Source organism: [Clostridium] symbiosum (assembly GCA_036419695.1).
In the GTDB taxonomy this organism is placed as follows: Bacteria; Bacillota; Clostridia; order Lachnospirales; family Lachnospiraceae; genus Otoolea; species Otoolea symbiosa_A.
In genome coordinates this window covers 3,290,631-3,310,355 of the sequence record CP143946.1, presented here as the reverse complement: position 1 = coordinate 3,310,355, position 19,725 = coordinate 3,290,631, and the positions used below count along the sequence as shown (strand labels likewise).

The 19,725-nt window shown below is 41.0% G+C and carries 20 protein-coding genes; 19 read left to right on the top strand and 1 reads right to left on the bottom strand.

What is annotated here, in order from left to right; genetic code table 11:
- Positions 1-62 precede the first annotated feature (62 nt).
- From V3C10_15110 to V3C10_15085, 6 genes are all read left to right on the top strand, one after another.
- Positions 63-311, top strand: a complete 249-nt coding sequence (locus tag V3C10_15110; GenBank protein ID WVP60633.1) for a hypothetical protein — start codon at positions 63-65, stop codon at positions 309-311.
- A gap of 190 nt (positions 312-501) precedes the next feature.
- A complete protein-coding gene (locus V3C10_15105; protein ID WVP60632.1) occupies positions 502-999 on the top strand; it encodes a CarD family transcriptional regulator in 498 nt (165 codons plus the stop codon).
- A gap of 396 nt (positions 1,000-1,395) precedes the next feature.
- Positions 1,396-2,283, top strand: a complete 888-nt coding sequence (locus tag V3C10_15100; protein ID WVP60631.1) for a hypothetical protein — start codon at positions 1,396-1,398, stop codon at positions 2,281-2,283.
- Complete coding sequence (locus tag V3C10_15095) at positions 2,284-2,826, top strand: hypothetical protein (protein ID WVP60630.1); 543 nt, start codon at positions 2,284-2,286, stop codon at positions 2,824-2,826. It begins immediately after the preceding gene.
- Positions 2,827-2,874: 48 nt separating this feature from the next.
- A complete protein-coding gene (locus V3C10_15090) occupies positions 2,875-4,665 on the top strand; it encodes a [Fe-Fe] hydrogenase large subunit C-terminal domain-containing protein (GenBank protein ID WVP60629.1) in 1,791 nt (596 codons plus the stop codon).
- A gap of 3 nt (positions 4,666-4,668) precedes the next feature.
- On the top strand, positions 4,669-5,847 hold the full coding sequence (locus V3C10_15085; protein ID WVP60628.1) for a SpoIIE family protein phosphatase: 1,179 nt from the start codon (positions 4,669-4,671) through the stop codon (positions 5,845-5,847).
- Here the strand turns inward: V3C10_15085 and V3C10_15080 are convergent.
- Positions 5,844-6,536: a DUF3298 and DUF4163 domain-containing protein gene (locus V3C10_15080; protein ID WVP60627.1), complete on the bottom strand. Its 693-nt coding sequence runs from the start codon at positions 6,534-6,536 to the stop codon at positions 5,844-5,846. The two genes, V3C10_15085 and V3C10_15080, sit on opposite strands and share 4 nt — an antisense overlap.
- 207 nt (positions 6,537-6,743) lie before the next feature.
- Between V3C10_15080 and V3C10_15075 the strand changes: the two genes are divergently transcribed.
- The 13 genes from V3C10_15075 to V3C10_15015 all read left to right on the top strand — a co-directional run bounded on the left by V3C10_15075 (position 6,744) and on the right by V3C10_15015 (position 19,703).
- Positions 6,744-7,511 (top strand): hypothetical protein, encoded by a 768-nt coding sequence (locus V3C10_15075; GenBank protein ID WVP60626.1) that lies wholly within the window; start codon positions 6,744-6,746, stop codon positions 7,509-7,511.
- Between the two features lie 90 nt (positions 7,512-7,601).
- The gene (locus V3C10_15070) at positions 7,602-7,958 is read left to right on the top strand and encodes a helix-turn-helix domain-containing protein (protein ID WVP60625.1); all 357 of its coding nucleotides are present in this window, start codon (positions 7,602-7,604) and stop codon (positions 7,956-7,958) included.
- Positions 7,959-8,026: 68 nt separating this feature from the next.
- Positions 8,027-8,443: a pyridoxamine 5'-phosphate oxidase family protein gene (locus V3C10_15065; protein WVP60624.1), complete on the top strand. Its 417-nt coding sequence runs from the start codon at positions 8,027-8,029 to the stop codon at positions 8,441-8,443.
- A 506-nt stretch (positions 8,444-8,949) separates the two neighbouring features.
- Positions 8,950-9,492 (top strand): transcription termination/antitermination NusG family protein, encoded by a 543-nt coding sequence (locus V3C10_15060; GenBank protein ID WVP60623.1) that lies wholly within the window; start codon positions 8,950-8,952, stop codon positions 9,490-9,492.
- A 205-nt stretch (positions 9,493-9,697) separates the two neighbouring features.
- Positions 9,698-10,273, top strand: a complete 576-nt coding sequence (locus tag V3C10_15055; GenBank protein ID WVP60622.1) for a transcription termination/antitermination NusG family protein — start codon at positions 9,698-9,700, stop codon at positions 10,271-10,273.
- A gap of 240 nt (positions 10,274-10,513) precedes the next feature.
- Positions 10,514-11,752 carry a DegT/DnrJ/EryC1/StrS family aminotransferase gene (locus V3C10_15050; protein ID WVP60621.1) on the top strand — a complete coding sequence of 413 codons (1,239 nt, stop codon included), beginning with the start codon at positions 10,514-10,516 and terminating at the stop codon, positions 11,750-11,752.
- 114 nt (positions 11,753-11,866) lie between these two features.
- Complete coding sequence (locus V3C10_15045; protein WVP64637.1) at positions 11,867-12,556, top strand: sugar transferase; 690 nt, start codon at positions 11,867-11,869, stop codon at positions 12,554-12,556.
- A gap of 30 nt (positions 12,557-12,586) precedes the next feature.
- Complete coding sequence (locus V3C10_15040) at positions 12,587-13,609, top strand: glycosyltransferase family 2 protein (GenBank protein WVP60620.1); 1,023 nt, start codon at positions 12,587-12,589, stop codon at positions 13,607-13,609.
- Entirely contained in the window at positions 13,587-14,906 is a 1,320-nt protein-coding gene (locus tag V3C10_15035) for a nucleotide sugar dehydrogenase (protein WVP60619.1), read from the top strand. Before V3C10_15040 ends, V3C10_15035 begins: the two co-directional genes overlap by 23 nt.
- A gap of 34 nt (positions 14,907-14,940) precedes the next feature.
- Entirely contained in the window at positions 14,941-15,867 is a 927-nt protein-coding gene (locus tag V3C10_15030) for a glycosyltransferase family 2 protein (GenBank protein WVP60618.1), read from the top strand.
- 25 nt (positions 15,868-15,892) lie between these two features.
- Positions 15,893-16,975: an EpsG family protein gene (locus V3C10_15025; protein WVP60617.1), complete on the top strand. Its 1,083-nt coding sequence runs from the start codon at positions 15,893-15,895 to the stop codon at positions 16,973-16,975.
- A gap of 10 nt (positions 16,976-16,985) precedes the next feature.
- Entirely contained in the window at positions 16,986-18,095 is a 1,110-nt protein-coding gene (locus V3C10_15020) for a glycosyltransferase family 4 protein (protein WVP60616.1), read from the top strand.
- A 195-nt stretch (positions 18,096-18,290) separates the two neighbouring features.
- Positions 18,291-19,703, top strand: a complete 1,413-nt coding sequence (locus V3C10_15015; GenBank protein WVP60615.1) for a hypothetical protein — start codon at positions 18,291-18,293, stop codon at positions 19,701-19,703.
- Positions 19,704-19,725 lie beyond the last annotated feature (22 nt).

Genomic DNA, 19,725 nt, shown 5'->3' with positions numbered 1-19,725 from the left:
CCCGCCAATCATTTGAATCAACCGTTTTTTAAACAGTCAATATGGGGATATGAGTATCGACGGTGAAACGCATGTCCTATTGGTTTTACCGCCAAAAGGAACTGCCGCAGAGGAAAATTTCTGCGGCAGTTTTTTACAGCGAACGGGCTGAGTCTGAACCGAAATTTGTGCAACTTCCAGATATCACCATGCAAAGCGGCCGATATGGTGATTTTTACAGCTTATTTCGTCTTTTAATTCCGCCTTTTATGCGCAATATGCCGAAAATAAAAATAAAGCTTACATTAAAGTGTGAAAAATGGTATGATTAATATAGAGTGGCAAGAATATGCCCAATTTGACGAAGCAGGAATGTACAGTTTTATTTTATGTTGTTGTCAACGATGAGAGGTCCGCAGAGCGTACTTTTCATCGTTTTGCATTGACAGCAGAGACTGGGAAGAGCGTGTTTTGCGGCGTCGGCAGCTGTTGACAGTGTGGTGTAAGTTCAGGAGGGATAGAATGAATAAAGGCGATTATATGGTTCATTGGAGCGGCAAGGTCTGTGTGTTGAAGGACGTGGCTGAGATGAATTTGACAGGGACGAAGAGAGAGTATTATATCCTAACCCCTGTGAGAGACCAGGCGGAAAAGATTTATGTCCCTACTGAAAAGACGGAAGGAGTTCTCCGGCCGGTGCTTTCAAGGAAGGAAGCCCTGGAGCTGGCTGGGCGGATCAAGGATATTGAGCCGCTGCTGATTAAGGACGAAAGACAGCGCGCACAGGAGTACAAGGATGCCTACTATTCGCAGGATTATATGAATCTGGTCAGGATTGCCAAGGAACTATATCAGAGAAAAGAACGCAGAGGCAGGGAAGGAAAGAAACTTCCGTCCAAGGATGCCCAGATGATGACTCTGGTGGAGAAGACCTTTGAGGAGGAGATGGCGGTGGCCCTGGGGGTTGACACCGGTGAAGTGAAAGAACTGCTGGAGACGGGAAGCATGAACCGGCTGTAAAAGCAGGATGGTTTGATGTTCCGGTTGCATTACAATATCATTACGGCAGCCCGGACAGTGACGAAAGAACAGGAAAAGCGTTCTTTCGTCTCTGTCCGGGCTGCTTTTTTGCTTTGCAGGATGCGGACCGGCAGCTCTGTATAACCTTCTTAATACAGGAGAACATTGAATCGGCGCGGCGGCAAAAAACACGCCTCTCAGATCTTCCATCTACAATCAATAAAAAGAAAATACATGGAATTGTAAGAAAATTGCAAAGATTGGTAAATGTTTCTATTGTATAATAAGTCGTAACCGTTCGGGAGGAGAGGTTCTCCGGGTGGTAACCGGAAAGAGAACGGATCATTATAGCAGATAAGAATAGAAGATGACGCAGATTGTCAGGTGGGTAAGTGAGTGAAGGAAAAAGAAGAGATGCAAAAGAGAACGGACAGGATGATAGCGGCAGTATGCATTTTAACAGTAATGGTATGCCTGATTTTCGGGGTATGCTTTAAATACAGATTCAGACTGGCTGAGCCAGTTTTTGTGGAGCAGAATACGGCGGTGACCGCTTTTTATGAAGAAGATGAAGAACGGTCTGTATGGTATGCCGATATCACGCTCTGCTATATTACAGGAAGAGGCGATAACAGGCGGCTTCAGTCGATGGAATTTCCTGAACTGGGACAGCATGAGGTGATGAGAGAGTTCAGCGAGACGCCGAAGGTGCAGAACCAGTATGTCATCCATACCGTAAGCGGAAGGATTCCCGTCTCCGTGCAGGAGAATTTTGACGGATATAAGGTGCTTACAAGAGGCAAAGCGGTTTACACGGACGGGAGCGAGGCTGAAATCAGCCTGGGAAACATGGTTCTGGCCCACGGCCCGATGGATGCCGAGATGGGGGAAGTGGTCTCTTCCTCCTCCAGTTCTGACGGGAAGGATGAGATGGTGGTGCGGATGAAGGGAGATGCGATGTTGAATATAAAGCGGGTGCTGTCTCCGGATGAATCATTCGGCACATTCAGTATCACGGTTAACGGAAGAAAACTGGCGGTGGAGCCGGATCAGGAAAAGGATGGATTCATAAGACTGAAAGAAGGAGATACGCTGACGCTTCAGAGCCAGTGGAACGGGGAAAACGCATATAATACTCCGTCCGGCCTTCTTTCATCCGTCGTGATCCTGGAACTGGAGGGGCGGGTGAAACAGACGCTTCTTTACGTTCACGCCGTCCTGCAGCCGGCCGGCGGTGATTTTATTAATATTTGGAAATATCTCAATCAGAGAGGAGTGTTTTAAATGGCATCCAGGAGTAAGAAAATATTCTGGGGAATTATCCTCGCCTCACTCCATATCAACATGTTTGGCATGGTGCTTCTTCCGGCCTGTTTCGGTTTTGCGATCCTGTATTTTGGGATCCTGGATTTGGAGAAAGGAGGCGCCGTTTTTCTGCTGTCCAAAAAGCAGATGAAGATCTACCATGTGCTCGCGGCGGCTCTGGTTTTCGTATCGGGAATCATAGGTTTTATGTCGATTTTCAGTATCCTGCCCGATTCGGAGGCCTGGTATCTGATTCCCTGCATTCTCGAATATATTGTATGTTTTGTGCTGATGGAAGTTTACGTGGAAAACAGGCCGTCACTTCGGGGCCTGAAAAGAGGCTATACGCTGGTAATGGGGGTTGCCCTCACCGGATACTGGCTGAGCCTTTTTGTGAGTTCGAACGGCTGGCAGGTTTTCTGCGCTGTCATCATTTTGGTATGCCGCGTCATGGTTTTAACCGCCGCATACAGCGATAGAAAAGCCGATGTTTTAGAGATTTTTGAAGAAAAAGTTCTTTGATAAAACCGCCTGATATGAGATAATAGACTCATATGGAGGTTACATCTGATGAGGATTATTGATTTTAAGGAAAGTAAATGCATGCACTGTTATAAGTGCGTCCGTTATTGCGATGTGAAGGCAGTCATGATTAAAGATGGAAGGGCAGAGGTCATAGAGGATAAGTGCGTTCTCTGCGGCCACTGCCTTCATGTCTGTCCGCAGTCGGCCAAGACGATGGCCAGCGATCTCGATACGGTTAAGTATTATATCAGGCAGGGGTACCGGGTGGTGGTCTCCCTGGCTCCCGCCTATATGGGCTTTTTCCAGGATGTAGCGCTGGGCCAGATTCATGAGGCATTCAGAAAACTGGGCTTTTTTGATGTCAGGGAGACGGCGGAAGGTGCGGCGGCTGTGACGGCGGAGTACACCAGGCTCCTTGAGGAGGGGCGGATGGACAATATTATCACGACGTGCTGTCCCAGTGTCAATGACCTGATTGAAATATATTACCCGAAGCTGGTGCCCTATATGGCTCCTGTCGTATCTCCAATGGTGGCACACGGACGTATGCTTAAGAAGGAGTACGGCGGGGATACGAAGGTGGTATTTGTCGGCCCCTGCATTGCCAAGAAGAAAGAATCCACGGATTCGAGAAATGCGGCGAGCATCGATGCCGTTCTGAATTTCAATGATATTAAAAAATGGCTGCAGGACGAACAGATATCGCCGGCCGGCTGCGGGGACATTCCGTTTGCACATCTGGAGCCGAAGGTAAACCAGCTCTATCCGGTAACGGGCGGAGTAATCAGTTCCGTCCTGACCACGGGAAACCAGACGGACAGCTACAGAAAGCTCCATATTCACGGAACGAAAAACTGCATTGAATTCTGCGACAGCATGATGGCCGGAGAGATCGACGGCAGTTTTATCGAGATGAACATGTGCACGGGCGGCTGCATCAACGGCTCGGCTCCTCTGGACAGGGAAGTTTCCCGGTTCAGGGTAAAGATCGACATGGAGGAGCGGATTTCCAGGGAACCTGCCGACGGCGGGATGCTGCGCAGCATGAGCGAAGGCGTGGGCCTTAAAAAGCAGTACCGCGACCGCTCCACAAACGACCTGATGCCGACGGAGGAACAGATCCGGGAAATCCTTGCAAAGACAGGCAAGAAGACGCCGGAGGATGAGCTGAACTGCGGAGCCTGCGGTTATTCTACCTGCAGGGAGAAGGCAATCGCCGTTTTCCAGAAGAAGGCGGAGCTTAACATGTGTATCCCTTACATGCATGACCGGGCCGAATCCCTGGCAAACCTTGTGATGGACACATCCCCCAACCTTGTCATGATCGTGGATGGGGATATGAAGATAATGGAGTACTCGGCGGTGGGGGAACGGTACTTTGGTAAGACCAGAGCCGAGGCAATCCAGATGTATTTATTCGAGTTTATTGACCCTACGGATTTCCAGTGGGTGTATTCGACCCATCAGAGTATCCGGGGCAAGAAGGTGGATTATCCCGAGTATAACCTGTCAGCCCTGATCAATATCGTATATGTGGAGAAAAAGGATGTGGTCCTTGCAACCATCATCGATATCACGGAGCAGGAATACCAGGCTAAAAAATATTATGAGAAGAAACTGAACACGGTGGAGCTGGCCCACGAGGTAATCAGGAAACAGATGACGGTTGCCCAGGAGATTGCCGGACTGCTGGGAGAGACGGCGGCGGAGACAAAAATCACGCTGTTGGATCTGTGCGATTCCCTGTTGGAGGACGGGGAGGAAGATCAGGCCTCCGGCAGAAAAAAGAAGAGACGGGGCGCAGCCTCTGTATCCGGGAAGGAAGGCAGGGGATAGGGAATGGGAATTAAGGTCGATATTGCATACAAAAGCCTGAATAAGAATGAGGAGGAGCTCTGCGGCGATAAGGTAGAGATTCTCCACACGGAAGATTCCCACATCCTGATCCTGGCCGACGGCATGGGAAGCGGCGTGAAAGCCAACATTCTGGCGACGATGACCTCCAAAATTCTGGGAACCATGTTCCTGAGAGGAATTTTACTGGAGGAATGCGTGGAGACCATTGCGGAGACACTGCCTGTCTGTAAAGTCAGGCAGATGGCGTATGCGACGTTCAGTATCCTGCAGGTCTATGACGACGGCTCCGCCTACCTGGTGGAATTTGACAATCCGGGCTGTATTTTTATCCGCAACGGAAAAATCATGAAGATACCGGAGAATTACCGGATGATTGAGAACAGAAGGATCAATGAGTACCATTTTAACGTGCAGATGGGGGATGCTTTTATCCTGCTCAGCGATGGGGCCATCAATGCGGGTGTCGGGGAACTGCTGAACTTCGGCTGGAACTGGGACAGCGTGGCGGAGTATGCCCTCAGGGAATATGGAAAAACAATCTCCGCGATGCATCTGGCCGCGGCGGTCAGCCAGGCCTGCAATGACCTTTACCAGTATCGGCCGGGCGATGACACGACGGTGGCCGTGCTGAGGATTGGTGAGAAAAAGCTGATTAACCTGATGACGGGTCCGGCGGCCAACCAGGAAGACGATGAAGCGATGATAAAAGACTTCATGGCCGACGGCAGCGCGCTCAAGATAGTATGCGGTGGAACCAGCGCCAATATTGTGGCCCGTGTGCTGGAAAAGAAGATTGATGTATCGGTTGGGGAGATCGACCCGAATATCCCTCCGACGGCATATATAGAGGGAATCGACCTTGTGACCGAAGGTGTGGTGACCCTGAACCGCGTTCTCAAATTCCTGGAGCAGTATACAAGGGATGATGAGATTGACGAGGAATTTTTTATGGAACTGGATAAACCCAACGGAGCCTCCATGCTGGCAAAACTGTTGATTGAGAGCTGCACGGATCTACACCTCTTTGTGGGAAAAGCCGTGAATGGAGCCTACCAGAATACGGAACTGCCGTTCCAGCTTGGAGTGCGGCAGAAGCTGGTGGATCAGATTGAGGATGTGATGAGGCGGCTGGGGAAGACGGTGGCAGTAAAATATTACTAGGGCGTGTTTGAAAATTGCTTTCCCGCCAGCTGATTACCGGCACGGCCGGCGGGGCAGGGCAGTAAAAATTCCGGCAGTCCGCTGGCATATGGGGCAATATCATACTGCTGGAAATAGATTATAACCCCATCCGGTGACAGATAAAAGCTGTCAGGATCGAATGTATTTAACAACAGTTTAGGGTAATCATCGAAAAAAGATGCAGGGTTGTCTTTAAGCAGTCCTGCGATCTGAGATTGAATACTGAGTCGGATTTTTTGCCGGTAAAGGGGTTCATGGGGATAGATATCCTGGAGTGAGATACGCCTGCCGGTTGAGAGACTCCAGGTATCGGATGTCCGGACGGTTGAACCGTGGGCGCCTCCCATGAATGTGTACTGATCCACGTACAGACTGGTGATGCAGCCGGAATTGAAGGTCACTTTGTAAACCATATCGTATTCATAGCTGTGAAACGGAGGGAAATTTTTTTGAATATACCGGGCCGATTCGACGGCCTGAGGATAGAGCACTGTTTTACAGTAATCTTCCTTTTCTTTTGCAAGTGAGCTATAAAATTGATTGATGGAACGAACTGCATCCTGATTGCAGGTCGATGTAAAAACTGGGTATTTTATATTGTATATCAGGACTGGTATGTCGTTGAAGTAAAGAGTGTTATGAAGCACGGCCGGTGTGATAATCTGCATATCGGTTTCCAAATTTTGTTTTTATATTGTATGAATGGGCGGCCGGAAATATGTTTTGGCCGGGAAGAGGGCGGTACGGGCCAGGCAAGGGAACAACTGGCCCGTTCGCTACTCTTCAGATAAGCCGCCTCAGATTAAAACCTGGTTGTTGAAATGGTAAGCTTTCTGTTATATCATAGAAAGTGATAGGACAGGAGGAAATTGAATATGGAAGAAACGCATGACAACAGATATTTGCCAGCCAATAATTTACTGATAATTATAAATGAAATCCAGAACAGTTATAAAGAAATGATAAAAAGAAGCAGCAATAGGATTTCTTTTGATGTAAGTGAGTCGGATACAATAAGAAATATTGCAGAAAAATATAATATGACCGAAAATGATTTGATATTAAGCCTTATTTTTTGCTGTGATTCTACAATAAAACAGATTGAAAAAATTAACAAGCGCAGTAAAAATAAACATATGGAAAATGTAAAAGGATTAAGAGAGAATCTATTTAAGATGTTCACAATCAGCAACGGAGGCATCCATTCTGCGGGATTTGATTCAATCTTTGGAGCGGAAACATTGCTCAGGTTGGAGGCCGCCGTTGATTTCATAAATGATGAACTGGCTCCGGAGGACGTTGAAACGGAGAAAATAAGCCGGTTCGCACAGCAGGTTCAGGAACTCATCAAAGATGTGAAACAGAGCATCATTGATGAAGAATTAAAAAATCTGATTTTACAAGACTTGTGCGGTGTCGGTGATAAGCTGACAAAATATATGGTATTGGGAATGGATGCGGTTTATGAAAGCGTGAAATCGACGGTTGGGGCATTAATGATGAATTACAGGGATGACTTTACCGAGGATGAAAAAGGTGTGATAAGAAAAGTGTTATGTTTGATGGGAACATTCAATACGGAGTTTGGTTTTGTAAAAAATGTCAGCATGCTGACATCGGCTGCTATAAAGCTCTTAAAGTAATCATGGCTGCACAATCCCTGGTACAGTCCGATAAATTGTCCTGTTATCCATAATAACAAAGGATGGCAGATAGTTCGGGAGAAATTGTAAATGAAAATGCGAAACGATTATACATGCCCGCTGGAACTGACCCACGATATGATTAAAGGCAAGTGGAAACCAATCATTCTGTGGCAGCTCAGCAAGGGAACCAGTTCTTTATCCGACCTGAAAAGGGAGATAAAGGGAATCAGCCAGAAAATGCTGCTTCAGCATTTAAATGAGCTGGGTGACTGCGGCGTGGTTGGGAAAACATCATATGAGGGGTATCCGCTCAGAGTAGATTATTACTTAACGGACCGCGGGAATAAGATCTTTGAAGCCGTTTCCATTATGCAGAGTGTCGGTATTGAAATCATGGTGGAAGACAATAAGACGGAGCTTTTGAAGGAGAAAGGGCTTTTATAGTTACAAAAAAGTGTGTACTTTACCTGGCCGGAAGGAACCGATATAATGGAGGCAGAGGAGGGATACACATGAGAGACGTTGAAACGACAATCGGAAATCTGATAGACAAGCAGGGAGTGGCCTTTATCGGCTCTGTCGACGGGGACGGTTTTCCCAATATGAAGGCCATGCTGCCGCCGAGGAAGAGAGAGGGCATTAAAACATTCTATTTTACAACCAACACTTCTTCAATGAGAGTTTCCCAGTACAGGGCCAACCCAAAAGCCTGTGTCTATTTCTGCGACAGGCGGTTTTTCAGAGGGGTTATGCTCATCGGCACGGCCGAGGTGCTGGAGGACAGCGGGAGCAAGGAGATGATCTGGCGGGAGGGCGACACGATGTATTATCCGGAAGGCGTGACGGATCCGGATTATTGTGTGCTGCGGTTTACTGTGGAAAAAGGGCGTTTTTATAGTAATTTTAAGTCGGAGAGTTTTGAGGTGTAAAGAACTGGTATAAGAAAATGATAGATGGAGCTTAATGATATTTAGGACTTTGGGTGGAATATAAAACTGCCTTTAAGTAAGAAAATGGCCGGCAGCCTTGCAGGGATATGATGTCTTTTGCGAGGGATGCCGGTTGTTTTGATTTGGCCTAAATATAACAGGTGATATGGCATATACTGTTTGCTTTTATCGTTAGAATTAAAAAAATGTCGCTTAACTGTTAGTTAAGCGACATTTTTTGACCAAGTCTTAAGTTCCTGTAAATTATAACATCCTTTTTAACCATGGTCAACTGTCAGAAAAGAAAAGAATTGGCAATAAATCCTAAGATTATCTTATTTTTTACTATTTTTCTGGAAATGGTCCAAAGTTCTAACTGGGTTTTCAAATAATTCCATTTTGATTATTAACTTAATAATAACAAAAAACATGATAGGAAAGAAAGGGGACAGAATGAGGTTCGAAAGTTGTCGCTTAACTAACAGTTAAGCGACGGAGGACTGCTTATGGAACGATGGTATGTATTATATACGGTGCCGGGAAAAGAGCAGGAGGCTGCCGAACTTTTGGAGAGGTCAGTCAGCCATGCTTTTTGGATACGCTGTGGCGTTCCCAAAAAAGTAAAGGTGTTCCGTTCCGGTGGAATTTTGCATCTTTTAGAAGATGTTATGTTTCCCGGATATCTGTTTATACAAACAGAGCATGCAGAGAAACTTGCAAAAGAACTGGAAAAAGCCAGACAATTTCCTCAGTTTATTACCAGCACGGCCGGTACAAAGCAGGATATACTCACGCCGGTGGAAGAAAAGGATATGCGCTTCCTGGAGGATGTATGCGGAGAGGATCTGCAGCATGCTATGGGGGTGACTCGGATTACATTGGATAGTGAGAACCAGATTGTCCGGGCCGATGGGGTTCTGGAACACTATCGGAATCAAATTGTGAAATTAAACTTACACAAGCGGTTTGCCATTGTAGAGATTGAGCTGTTTAATCGGAGACAGGCGGTTTTATTCGGTGTGAGACTGGAACAGGATCAGGCCGGATAATGGCAATCAGGCTGAGTTATTATTAAAAATAGCAGGAAAGAAATTGGGGTGCTTCTGTGATCTATGTCATGGAGGGACGAAGATGGAGCATAAAGCGGAGGCAGGGTGTCAAGCGATATTGAATTGACACCCTGCATTACCGATTTGATCACAGTTCGGAAATTAATTCCGGAATGGCGAAGCATACCCAAATGAGGTTGATAGAATGTGGTATGTGATTCAGACATTAACTGGGAAGGAAATGGAGCTGGTTAGTGTGATCGAGAAAGCGCTCGGAGAAAAGTATAAGGGAAGCGACGAGAAAAGCGATGAGAAAAGCTATGTAACATGTTTTGTAATCAGACGTGAATATGTCTGGCGGATTGAGGGCAGCTTTCGTCCGCACATAGAACCACTGTTCCCTTCTTATGTATTCGTCGAAACCAATACGCCTGATAAGTTTTTTTATGATCTGAAGCAAATTCCCAAACTGACAAAGCTTTTGGGCACCGATGGGGTATTCAGGACGGTCCGGGAAGAAGAGGAAAAACTGCTTCGAAAACTGATTGGGAATGCTCCGGAATATATCATTCGCCGTTCACCGATATGGGTGAATGAAGAAGGTGAAATTGTCGCGGCAGGAGGCGTTTTAAAAGATAATCTCGACAAAGTCGTGAAAAAAAGACTGAGGAAACGGATCGTTGTGATAGAGATTCCGTTTTTGGACGAGATGAGACGGATTGAGATTGGGGTTAAGGTGGAAAGAGAAAGACATCAGGAGAACAATAACGGAAGCAATTAAGATTGATTATAAATAGATATAGTTATAGAAGGAAGGGCTGATAAAGTCCTTTTTTTGATTCATAGGAAATTGCATTCTATAAATCAAAAAACGCTCTGCAAGGATGCATATGCCGCGCATAGGCAGACAGTTGCTGAAGCAACCGCACGGCAGCGCAAAGATTACGCAAGCAGGATTCTTTGTACTATCCCAAAATGATAGTGATCAATTGTTACAGTAATGCAAGGGAGGAGAAATATTATGCTGAAGGTACCATTTTCACCGCCGGATATCACAGATGAGGAGATAAGTGAAGTTATCGATGCACTAAAGTCAGGATGGATTACCACAGGGCCGAAGACGAAAGAATTTGAAAGCCAGATTGCCGCTTTCGTCCATGCTCCGAAAGCAGTTTGCCTGAACTCAGCTACGGCCTGTATGGAACTGGCACTTCACTTTCTCGGAGTGGAGCCAGGGGACGAGGTAATCACCAGCGCTTATACATATACTGCCAGTGCCAGCGTGGCTTGCCATGTGGGCGCTAAACTGGTTTTGGTGGACACGGCTCCGGATTCCTATGAGATGGATTACGATAAACTGTCGAGTGCAATCACTGAAAAAACCAAGGTGATTATACCCGTAGACATTGCAGGGGTGCTCTGTGATTATACCCGGATTTTTCAGATTGTGGAAGAAAAAAGAGCCTTGTTTCATCCTGCCAATGAGATTCAGGAGAAATTTGGCCGCGTAATTGTGATGGCCGATTCGGCGCACGCATTCGGTGCGTCCCGGAATGGAAAAATGTGTGGAGAAATAGCAGACTTTACCAGTTTCTCTTTTCATGCTGTGAAAAACCTGACGACTGCCGAAGGCGGCGCGTTGGTTTGGAAAGCGATTCCAGGTATTGATGACGAGTGGATTTACCATCAGTTTATGCTGCTGTCTCTTCACGGACAGAGCAAGGATGCTTTGGCAAAAACAAAACTGGGGGCCTGGGAATATGACATTGTCATGCCTGCCTACAAATGCAATATGACCGATATTATGGCGGGGATTGGCCTGGCTCAGATGAAGCGGTATCCGGAGCTTTTAGAGCGGAGAAAAGAAATATTATCCCGGTACCATAAAAGTTTTGACGGGCTGCCGGTAGAACTTATTTCCCACGACGGCGTCGATGCGAATGGCAATGAGTTTCATTCCAGCCGTCATCTCTGCCTTGTCCGCCTGACCGGAAAAAGCCTGGAATTCAGGAATCAGTTAATCACTGATATGGCGGAGGCCGGTGTGGCTGCCAATGTTCATTATAAACCACTGCCAATGCATACGGCATATAAAAAGCTGGGATTTGATATCGCAGATTATCCCAATGCCTACAGGCAGTTTGAAAATGAAATTACATTACCGCTCCATACTTGTCTGACGGATGAGCAGGTTGATTTTGTGGCGGAGACTTTTAAACAGTGTTATTTAGCATTGGACGCGGCAGAAAAAGATGAATGAGCGGCAAAGCAGGAAGAACGAAAACAGAGAGAAAATGAGTTTTAGTTTTCTCCCTTGCTGTGTGTCGTTAATGTATAACCTGGAAGAGGATGTCGGAAGGAGAATGGGAACATGATCTGCAGTTGGGAAAAACTTCCTCATTTTATGCGGACAGAAGAAGTCAGGCCATATTATGAAATTCTGAGGCGTCGTAGAATCAGCCTGATGATGAAACGGACTTTCGATTTCGTAATGTCCAGCGTGCTGCTGGTGCTTTTATCGCCTCTTTTCCTTATTTTGTCCATTTGGATTCATCTGGATTCTCCCGGATCGGTTTTTTATCGTCAGGAACGGATTACCCAGTACGGCAGAACCTTTCGAATTTACAAATTTCGAACCATGGTACAAAATGCCGACAAAATAGGGAGCCTGGTAACCGTAGGAGGCGATTCACGGATTACAAAAGTCGGGCAAAAACTTCGCGGCTGCCGCCTGGATGAAATCCCACAGCTCATCAATATCTGGAAAGGTGAGATGACCTTTGTCGGAACCCGCCCGGAAGTGGCGAAATATGTGAAATGGTATACGAAAGAGATGTATGCGACATTGCTTTTACCTGCGGGGGTGACTTCGGAGGCCAGTATTGAGTTTAAGGATGAGGATAGGATTCTGGTAGAGAAGACGGCGGAAGGGAAGAGCGTGGATGAGGCGTATTTGGAGGATGTGCTGAGGGAGAAGATGAGGTGGAATCTGTCAGCGCTCTATAAATGCAGGTTATCATATGATATTAAAATATTAATTAAGACTATGAGAGCGGTTATATAATTGAAATGTTCTTACAGTGAAGGAAGATATATGCAGGTTTCAGTAGTAATTCCAGTTTATAATGAAGAAAAATACATAGAGAAATGTATCGAATCCCTATTGTGTCAGACATTTCCTAAATCTGACATGGAATGGATATTTGTAGATGGATGTTCCAAAGATCAGACGAAAGAGATATTGCTTAGATATCAGAAACAGTGGCCTGAGTTAATTAAAATATTATTAAACCCAAATAGAACGGTACCATATGCGATGAACACCGGCATAGGGGAATCTGTGGGAATTTATATTATTCGGTTGGATGCCCACGCTGAATATCCGGAGACTTATATTGAAAAATGCGTTCATTATCTGAATACAACAGATGCTGATAATGTTGGAGGACTTGCAGAAACCAAAGGGCACAGTGAGATGGGGAAAATTATATCTTTGATGCTCTCATCAAAATTTGGAGTTGGTAACTCACAATTTCGCATCAACGGAAAAAGTGGATTTGTTGATACAGTACCATTCGGAGCTTTTAGAAGAACGGTTTTTAAGAAACTGGGAGGCTATGATGAACGCCTAACAAGAAATCAAGACAATGAAATGAATTACCGGATAAGAAAAAACGGCGGTAAAATTTATTTGGCGGAAGATATACATTTTGCATACTATGCAAGAGATACTATTAAAGGGATATTGAAAATGGCTTTTCAGAACGGAAAATGGAATGTTATTACCAGCCGATTATGTCCGGGTACAATGGGAATACGCCATTTTATTCCTATGGCTTTTGTAGTTTCCCTTTTATTTCTTATTCCATGTTCAATGTTAGGTGAAATATGGAAAATTCTTTTATCTCTTGAGTTATTTTTATATGGTCTGCTAGATATTATTTTTTCAATAAAAGCAGGAGAAGCATTGAGTGAGCGGCTATGGCTTCTTTTTTTATTTCCATCGTTTCATATCTCATATGGCATAGGCTCGCTTGGGGGAGTCATTGCAATTATGAAAAAAGAATTTAGGATAAACAAAGGGGAAGAAAATAATGTCATTATTTGGAAAAATTAAGGATAGAGAAGAAAAAATTGCTTTGGTTGGTTTAGGATATGTGGGTATGCCAATTGCAGTGGCTTTTGCCAGAAAGGCAGAAGTGATTGGCTTTGATGTAAATGAAGCCAAAATAGAGTTATATAAGGCGGGAATCGATCCGACGAAAGAGGTTGGTGACGATGTAATTAAGGAAACCACAGTTGAATTTACAAGCGACGAAAGGAAATTGCAAGAAGCAAAATTCTATATTGTAGCGGTTCCTACACCTGTAAATCAGGATAAGACACCGGATCTTTCTCCGGTAGAAGGGGCTAGTAGAATATTAGGACGAAATTTATCGAAGAATTCAATTGTTGTTTATGAATCTACAGTATATCCAGGAGTTACTGAAAACGTGTGCATACCAATTCTTGAGAAAGAATCGGGCCTTAAATGCGGTGTTGATTTTAAGATCGGATATTCACCAGAACGCATTAATCCGGGAGACAAAGTACACCGTTTAGAAACAATCAAAAAGATTGTCTCGGGGATGGATAAGGAATCTTTAGAAGAGATCTCTAATGTTTATGAAATGGTAATTGATGCAGGCGTCCACAGAGCATCCAGCATTAAAGTAGCTGAAGCGGCTAAAGTTGTTGAGAATAGCCAAAGAGATATTAACATTGCATTTATGAATGAATTGGCCATGGTCTTTGACCGAATGGAAATTGATACAAATGAAGTGGTTGATGCGATGAATACAAAATGGAATGCGTTAGGTTTCAGGCCAGGATTAGTTGGCGGCCATTGTATTGGCGTGGATCCATATTACTTTGTTTATGAAGCAGAAAAACTTGGTTATCACAGTCAGATTATATTGTCTGGGCGAAAAGTAAATGATAGTATGGGGTCTTTTGTTGCTGACGCTGCAATTAAACAACTAATTCTTGCTAATAAAGCACCTAAAAATTCAAAACTAGCAATTTTTGGACTGACTTTTAAAGAAAACTGTCCAGATATGAGAAATAGTAAATGTGAAGATATTATTGCCAGGTTGCAGGAGTATGGCATTGAACCACTGATAGTAGACCCTTGGGTGAATGAAGATGAAGCACTAAAAGAGTATGGGATAAAGGTGACGGAAATTTCGGAAATTCATGATGTTGACTGTATTATTTTTGCTGTAGCGCATGAAAAATTTAAAAAACTAACGATTGAAAATTTAGAAAAAATGTATAATAAGGATGAGAATAGTGAGAAAATTATAATTGATGTTAAAGCAATTTTTGATAAGAAGGTAATGGAAGAAAGGGGTTATAGATACTGGAGATTATAGAGAGGCATTTTTCCAGTTTTACTAAGAAACGACAATGACAGGAATAATTATTTTAAACTATAATACATATGATGCGACAGAAGAGTGTATTTCTTCTATTTGGAAACATGTTAAGGCTAAATACAAGATATATCTGGTTGACAATAATTCGAAAGAAGAATGCGTAAAAAAGCTAGAGGAAAAATATGGATCAGACCAGAGAATTCATTTAATATTATTGAAAAAAAATTTGGGTTATTCTGGAGGAAATAATGAGGGAATAAAGCTGGCAATTTCCGATGGGGCAAAGAATATTCTGGTAATTAATAGTGATGTTGTATTGCTGAATGATATAGTCACACTTTTGGGGGAGAAAATTGATGGAAATATTGCTTTATCTGGTCCCAAAATCTATTTACCAAGTGGAGAGAATGGTCAATATTTAAGGAAAAATTATAGTTTTTTGTATGCGTTAACAGACAAAAAACCTTTTTATTATTTGAGAAAAATATTTTGTGGTTTGGATGTATGTTACAAATACAAAAATTGGGGAGTCGGACTATCTTTTAGAGGGATGCTTTCGGGGTGCTGCTTTTTGGTCGATGCAAAAAAGTTCGAAAAAATTGGATATTTCGATGATAATGTATTTCTTTATGGTGAAGAATATATCATTGGAAAAAAATTAGAAGCATTAAATTATGAATCTTACTACGAGCCAAAGGCTAAAATTGTTCACAAACATGGTGTTTCTACTGCTCACACTTCAAAAGGCTTTGTAACATATCATACATACGTTAGTTTGTATTATGTATTAAAAAAATATTGTAAAACCAATATAATCAGTTCGCTGATTATTAAACATATTTCTATTATTAATTATATGATCAAAGCTATAAGAGATAATTCATATAGGAAATACTTAAAAAAATTGTATTTGAAACTAGAGGAAATTGATTCGGGAAAGTATAAAATTGACTATTAAAGTTTTTTATGCGAATTGGTGAGAAATGTATAATTGGTTTTTTATCTGTTATTTTTTAATAATGATGCTTAGCTGGTTTTTTTGCTTTTTTGAAAATAAATTGACAAAGCGCACTAAAAAAATCTTGATATTATTTTTTATACTAATATTAAGTAGTCTTATGGCTATAAGACCAGAAACTGTTGCTGATACTGGAAATTATATAAAAATTTATAACCAAGTATCTGAGCTAGATATGAATGAGTTCCATTTCGGAAAACGATTTGAGGGAATTGAATATGCATTTGCCTGGATTATGAAAGGTTTTTCTTATTTTTTTGCTACACCGAGAGCATTTTTCTTTGTCTGTGCAATTTCTACTTCTATGTTACTTATGTATGGATTTTGTTCATGCGAAAAATATATAAATCCTGAAAAGGAACCACATATATTTCCAACTTGGACCCTTTTTTTATGCTACTTTGGCCTTCATTATTGTGGCATCGCGATAAGAGGAGGAGTAAGCATTGGATTAGGAATGTGTGCAATGGCTTATGCTCTTCACAAAAAAAAAGTTAGAGCATTTGTTTTTTTTGTAGCATCCATATGTATTCACTCTATTAGTATTCTTTTTTTAGTTATATATATTATTATATTTATTTTTCCGAGAGTTGGTAAGGAGTATTATATTTTGATTTGGAACTTGTTATTTTTATGTTTATTTTTCAATATCGGAAAAATCGGAATAAGTAGCGGTTCGGAAATCTTATTAAGTCTTTTTTTAAGGATAGGGATACAAGGATTTGATGGTTATCTATCTCGCATGGATTTTAATGTGGGAATAACAGATTGGTATATGCTCTGTGTGACAGGCTTAATTTTGCTGTGTGGTTTCCGAAAAAATGAACATGCAGCTCAATTTCAAAAAGTAGTATTAGTGGGATTAATTATCATCTCTGTAGCTTATCCTATAAGAGCAATAAACAGAGCTTATGACTACTTTTTGTTTTTTTTAGTGCCACTTATTGCAAGTTGTTTTGCGATAGAAGGACATGAAAAAAAGAAGGTGCTTCTATGGCTGTATATGCCTTTGATGTTTGTCGTTCAGTTTAAAATGTGCTATTTTTAGAAAGGATTTTATGGAAAGAAAATATAGAGTATGCCACATTTGTTCCTATTATGAGACACCAATTTTTTCTGATTTTATTCTACATCAAATAGAATTTACAGTACCGAGAGTATTCTACTATCAACATTACAAGCATAAATTTTTGAATGGTGACGAGGCATATGTAGATAAATGTCCCTGCTATAGCAAATGGCAGAGAGCTTTTTTTTATGCTAAACAGGGAAAGGCGATCCAAAAATATAAGGAATATTATCAAGATTCGAATATAGAGTTGAACTTTTCTCATTCTTTGTTTACGAATGGGTATGTTGCATATAAAGTTAAACTTGACTGGAAGATACCCTATATTGTAGCTATTCAAAATACAGATATAAATGTGTTTTTTAAATATCTCTTTTTTTTACGAAAAACGGGTATTGAAATATTAAGAGAAGCTGAAGCAGTTGTTTTAGCTTCCGATAGTTATAAAGAAACTTTGCTTAAACAATATATCCCTAAAAAATATCGAGCGGAAATTGAAAAAAAAATTTTGGTTGTGCCCTATGGAATTAATGACTTCTACAGCGATAACAGATTTGATGGTAAAAAAATAATTAAAGATAAAATAAAAATAATTTCTGTTGGACGTATCGAAACTAATAAGAATCAGTTACTTATATGCAAGGCATTAGAAAGTGGTACTATTTTAGATAAGCCAGTGGAATTGAAAATAATTGGTGAAGATGTAAATGGAAAATTACTTAAAAAAATATGTTCATATAGATTTGTCAAGTACTTTTCATATATGGATAAAAACGAGTTAATGAAACAATATCGAAATTCGGATATCTTTATATTGACATCAAAAACAGAAACTTTTGGATTAGTATATGCAGAGGCATTGAGTCAAGGGTTACCGATTATTTATACATCTAATCAAGGATTTGATAAGCAATTCGACGAAGGTTTTATAGGATATCACGCAAAACTAGAGGCTAAAGAATTAAAAAGAAAAATAGAAAATATAGTAAAAAATTATGGATATTTACAGGGGAATTGCGTAAATGCCTCTCGGAAATTTGAATGGAAAAGTATTAGCAAACAGTATGCTGAATTATATTGGAAAATTTTGTCGAATTAAATACAGTTTATAAAATTGTTTTAAAAAGGGGAGAAGTTATATTTAATCTATTTGCACGGTTCTTAATTGATTGTGAATTAAAAAAACCGAAATAAATTGATAAAATGAAGCTAGTTTGACTTTAGTACAGTTAATTTTACTAAAAGTAAATTATAGTATTAATACGAAGATATAATAGGAGTTCTTATACATATAATGAATATATTTAATAAAGTGTTTTTTAGAAATACGTCGTATACATTTCTTGCAAATATTTTTTCTTTAATAATATCGACAGTTGCAATCCTAATTATTCCACGAAAATTCGGAATTGAGGAATACGGATACTTCCAGTTATACTTATTCTATTCATCCTATGTGGGCTTCTTTCATTTAGGATGGCCTGATGGTTTATATCTAAGGTATGGTGGGAAAGAATATGAAGAAATTGATGAAGATATTATGAGGACACAGTTTTTTCTAATAGTATTGTGCTCTCTGCTTCTGGGACTTATTATGTGGAGACTCTTTCCGCACTTTGTTTTTGAGAAAGAAAAGATAGTCGTTTTAGAACTTACCGCTATTTGTGCCATAGTTATTATACCAAGAACACTATTATGGCTTTTACTTCAGTCTATCGGAAAGATAACAGACTATGCAAAGTTTACAGTTATTGAAAAGTTGGTCTATATTTTTTTAGTAATGGCATTTCTCTTTTTGGATGCAACCGATTATAAATTTTTGATACTAGCTGATCTATGTGGCAAGATATTATCGTTAGTCTGCACATGTATTAATTATCCTAGAATTGTTTTTGGGAAAATTTCTAAAATAAGAGCTACATTTTATGAAATAAAAGAAAATGTTACTGTAGGAATTAAATTAATGTTAGCAAATATCGCGAGTATGTTAATTTTGGGTATTATTAGAAGTGGAATAGAAAAAAACTGGGGGATAACGGCATTTAGCAAAATATCCTTAACATTAACCCTATGCAATTTAATATTAGTTTTTATCAATGCTATAGGAATCGTGTTATTTCCTATGCTTAAAAAATTATCTAATTCTCAACTTCGGGAAACATACCAAGTAATGGAACTTTTGGTTTCGTGCATACTCTTTTTGTTTTTAGCAATTTATTATCCTCTAAAGGCTCTTCTATTAATATGGCTACCTCAATATAGCGAAAGTTTGTATTATATGATTTATTTGTTTCCTATTTGCATATTTGAAAGCAAAATGTCTCTTATTTATACCACATATTTAAAAACACTTCGACAAGAAAAGGTAATAATGAAAATAAATGTCTACATCGTTTTTCTTAGTGCAATTTTAAGCTATATAAACATCGTATTAATTAAAAATTTAGATTTGATGGTTATGAGTATATTGATACTTTTGTGGTTAAGATATGCATTTGCACAGTTTTCAGTGGCTAGAGAAATAAAAGTTTCCTTCATGAAGACAATAAGTACAGATACCCTATTATGTGCAATGTTTATACTTAGTGCTCGATTTATATCTAAAGGAGGGATCTCTTTAACTTTATATATGGTATTCTTGGTAGCATTTTTTATATTGGAAAAAAAGAATATTGAAAAAGCAATAAAAAGTGTAAGAGAAATTTAATGAAGGCTCTCGCGGGTTCTTG

Excerpts from the sequence above, each read along its gene's own strand:
- V3C10_15085 (WVP60628.1), top strand. The coding sequence starts at position 4,669 with ATGGGAATTAAGGTCGATATTGCATACAAAAGCCTGAATAAGAATGAG.
- V3C10_15065 (WVP60624.1), top strand. The coding sequence starts at position 8,027 with ATGAGAGACGTTGAAACGACAATCGGAAATCTGATAGACAAGCAGGGA.
- V3C10_15015 (WVP60615.1), top strand. The coding sequence starts at position 18,291 with ATGAATATATTTAATAAAGTGTTTTTTAGAAATACGTCGTATACATTT.
- V3C10_15040 (WVP60620.1), top strand. The coding sequence starts at position 12,587 with ATGCAGGTTTCAGTAGTAATTCCAGTTTATAATGAAGAAAAATACATA.
- V3C10_15075 (WVP60626.1), top strand. The coding sequence starts at position 6,744 with ATGGAAGAAACGCATGACAACAGATATTTGCCAGCCAATAATTTACTG.
- V3C10_15080 (WVP60627.1), bottom strand. The coding sequence starts at position 6,536 with ATGCAGATTATCACACCGGCCGTGCTTCATAACACTCTTTACTTCAAC.
- V3C10_15050 (WVP60621.1), top strand. The coding sequence starts at position 10,514 with ATGCTGAAGGTACCATTTTCACCGCCGGATATCACAGATGAGGAGATA.
- V3C10_15095 (WVP60630.1), top strand. The coding sequence starts at position 2,284 with ATGGCATCCAGGAGTAAGAAAATATTCTGGGGAATTATCCTCGCCTCA.
- V3C10_15030 (WVP60618.1), top strand. The coding sequence starts at position 14,941 with ATGACAGGAATAATTATTTTAAACTATAATACATATGATGCGACAGAA.
- V3C10_15020 (WVP60616.1), top strand. The coding sequence starts at position 16,986 with ATGGAAAGAAAATATAGAGTATGCCACATTTGTTCCTATTATGAGACA.
- V3C10_15060 (WVP60623.1), top strand. The coding sequence starts at position 8,950 with ATGGAACGATGGTATGTATTATATACGGTGCCGGGAAAAGAGCAGGAG.
- V3C10_15105 (WVP60632.1), top strand. The coding sequence starts at position 502 with ATGAATAAAGGCGATTATATGGTTCATTGGAGCGGCAAGGTCTGTGTG.
- V3C10_15070 (WVP60625.1), top strand. The coding sequence starts at position 7,602 with ATGAAAATGCGAAACGATTATACATGCCCGCTGGAACTGACCCACGAT.
- V3C10_15090 (WVP60629.1), top strand. The coding sequence starts at position 2,875 with ATGAGGATTATTGATTTTAAGGAAAGTAAATGCATGCACTGTTATAAG.
- V3C10_15025 (WVP60617.1), top strand. The coding sequence starts at position 15,893 with ATGTATAATTGGTTTTTTATCTGTTATTTTTTAATAATGATGCTTAGC.
- V3C10_15055 (WVP60622.1), top strand. The coding sequence starts at position 9,698 with ATGTGGTATGTGATTCAGACATTAACTGGGAAGGAAATGGAGCTGGTT.
- V3C10_15035 (WVP60619.1), top strand. The coding sequence starts at position 13,587 with ATGTCATTATTTGGAAAAATTAAGGATAGAGAAGAAAAAATTGCTTTG.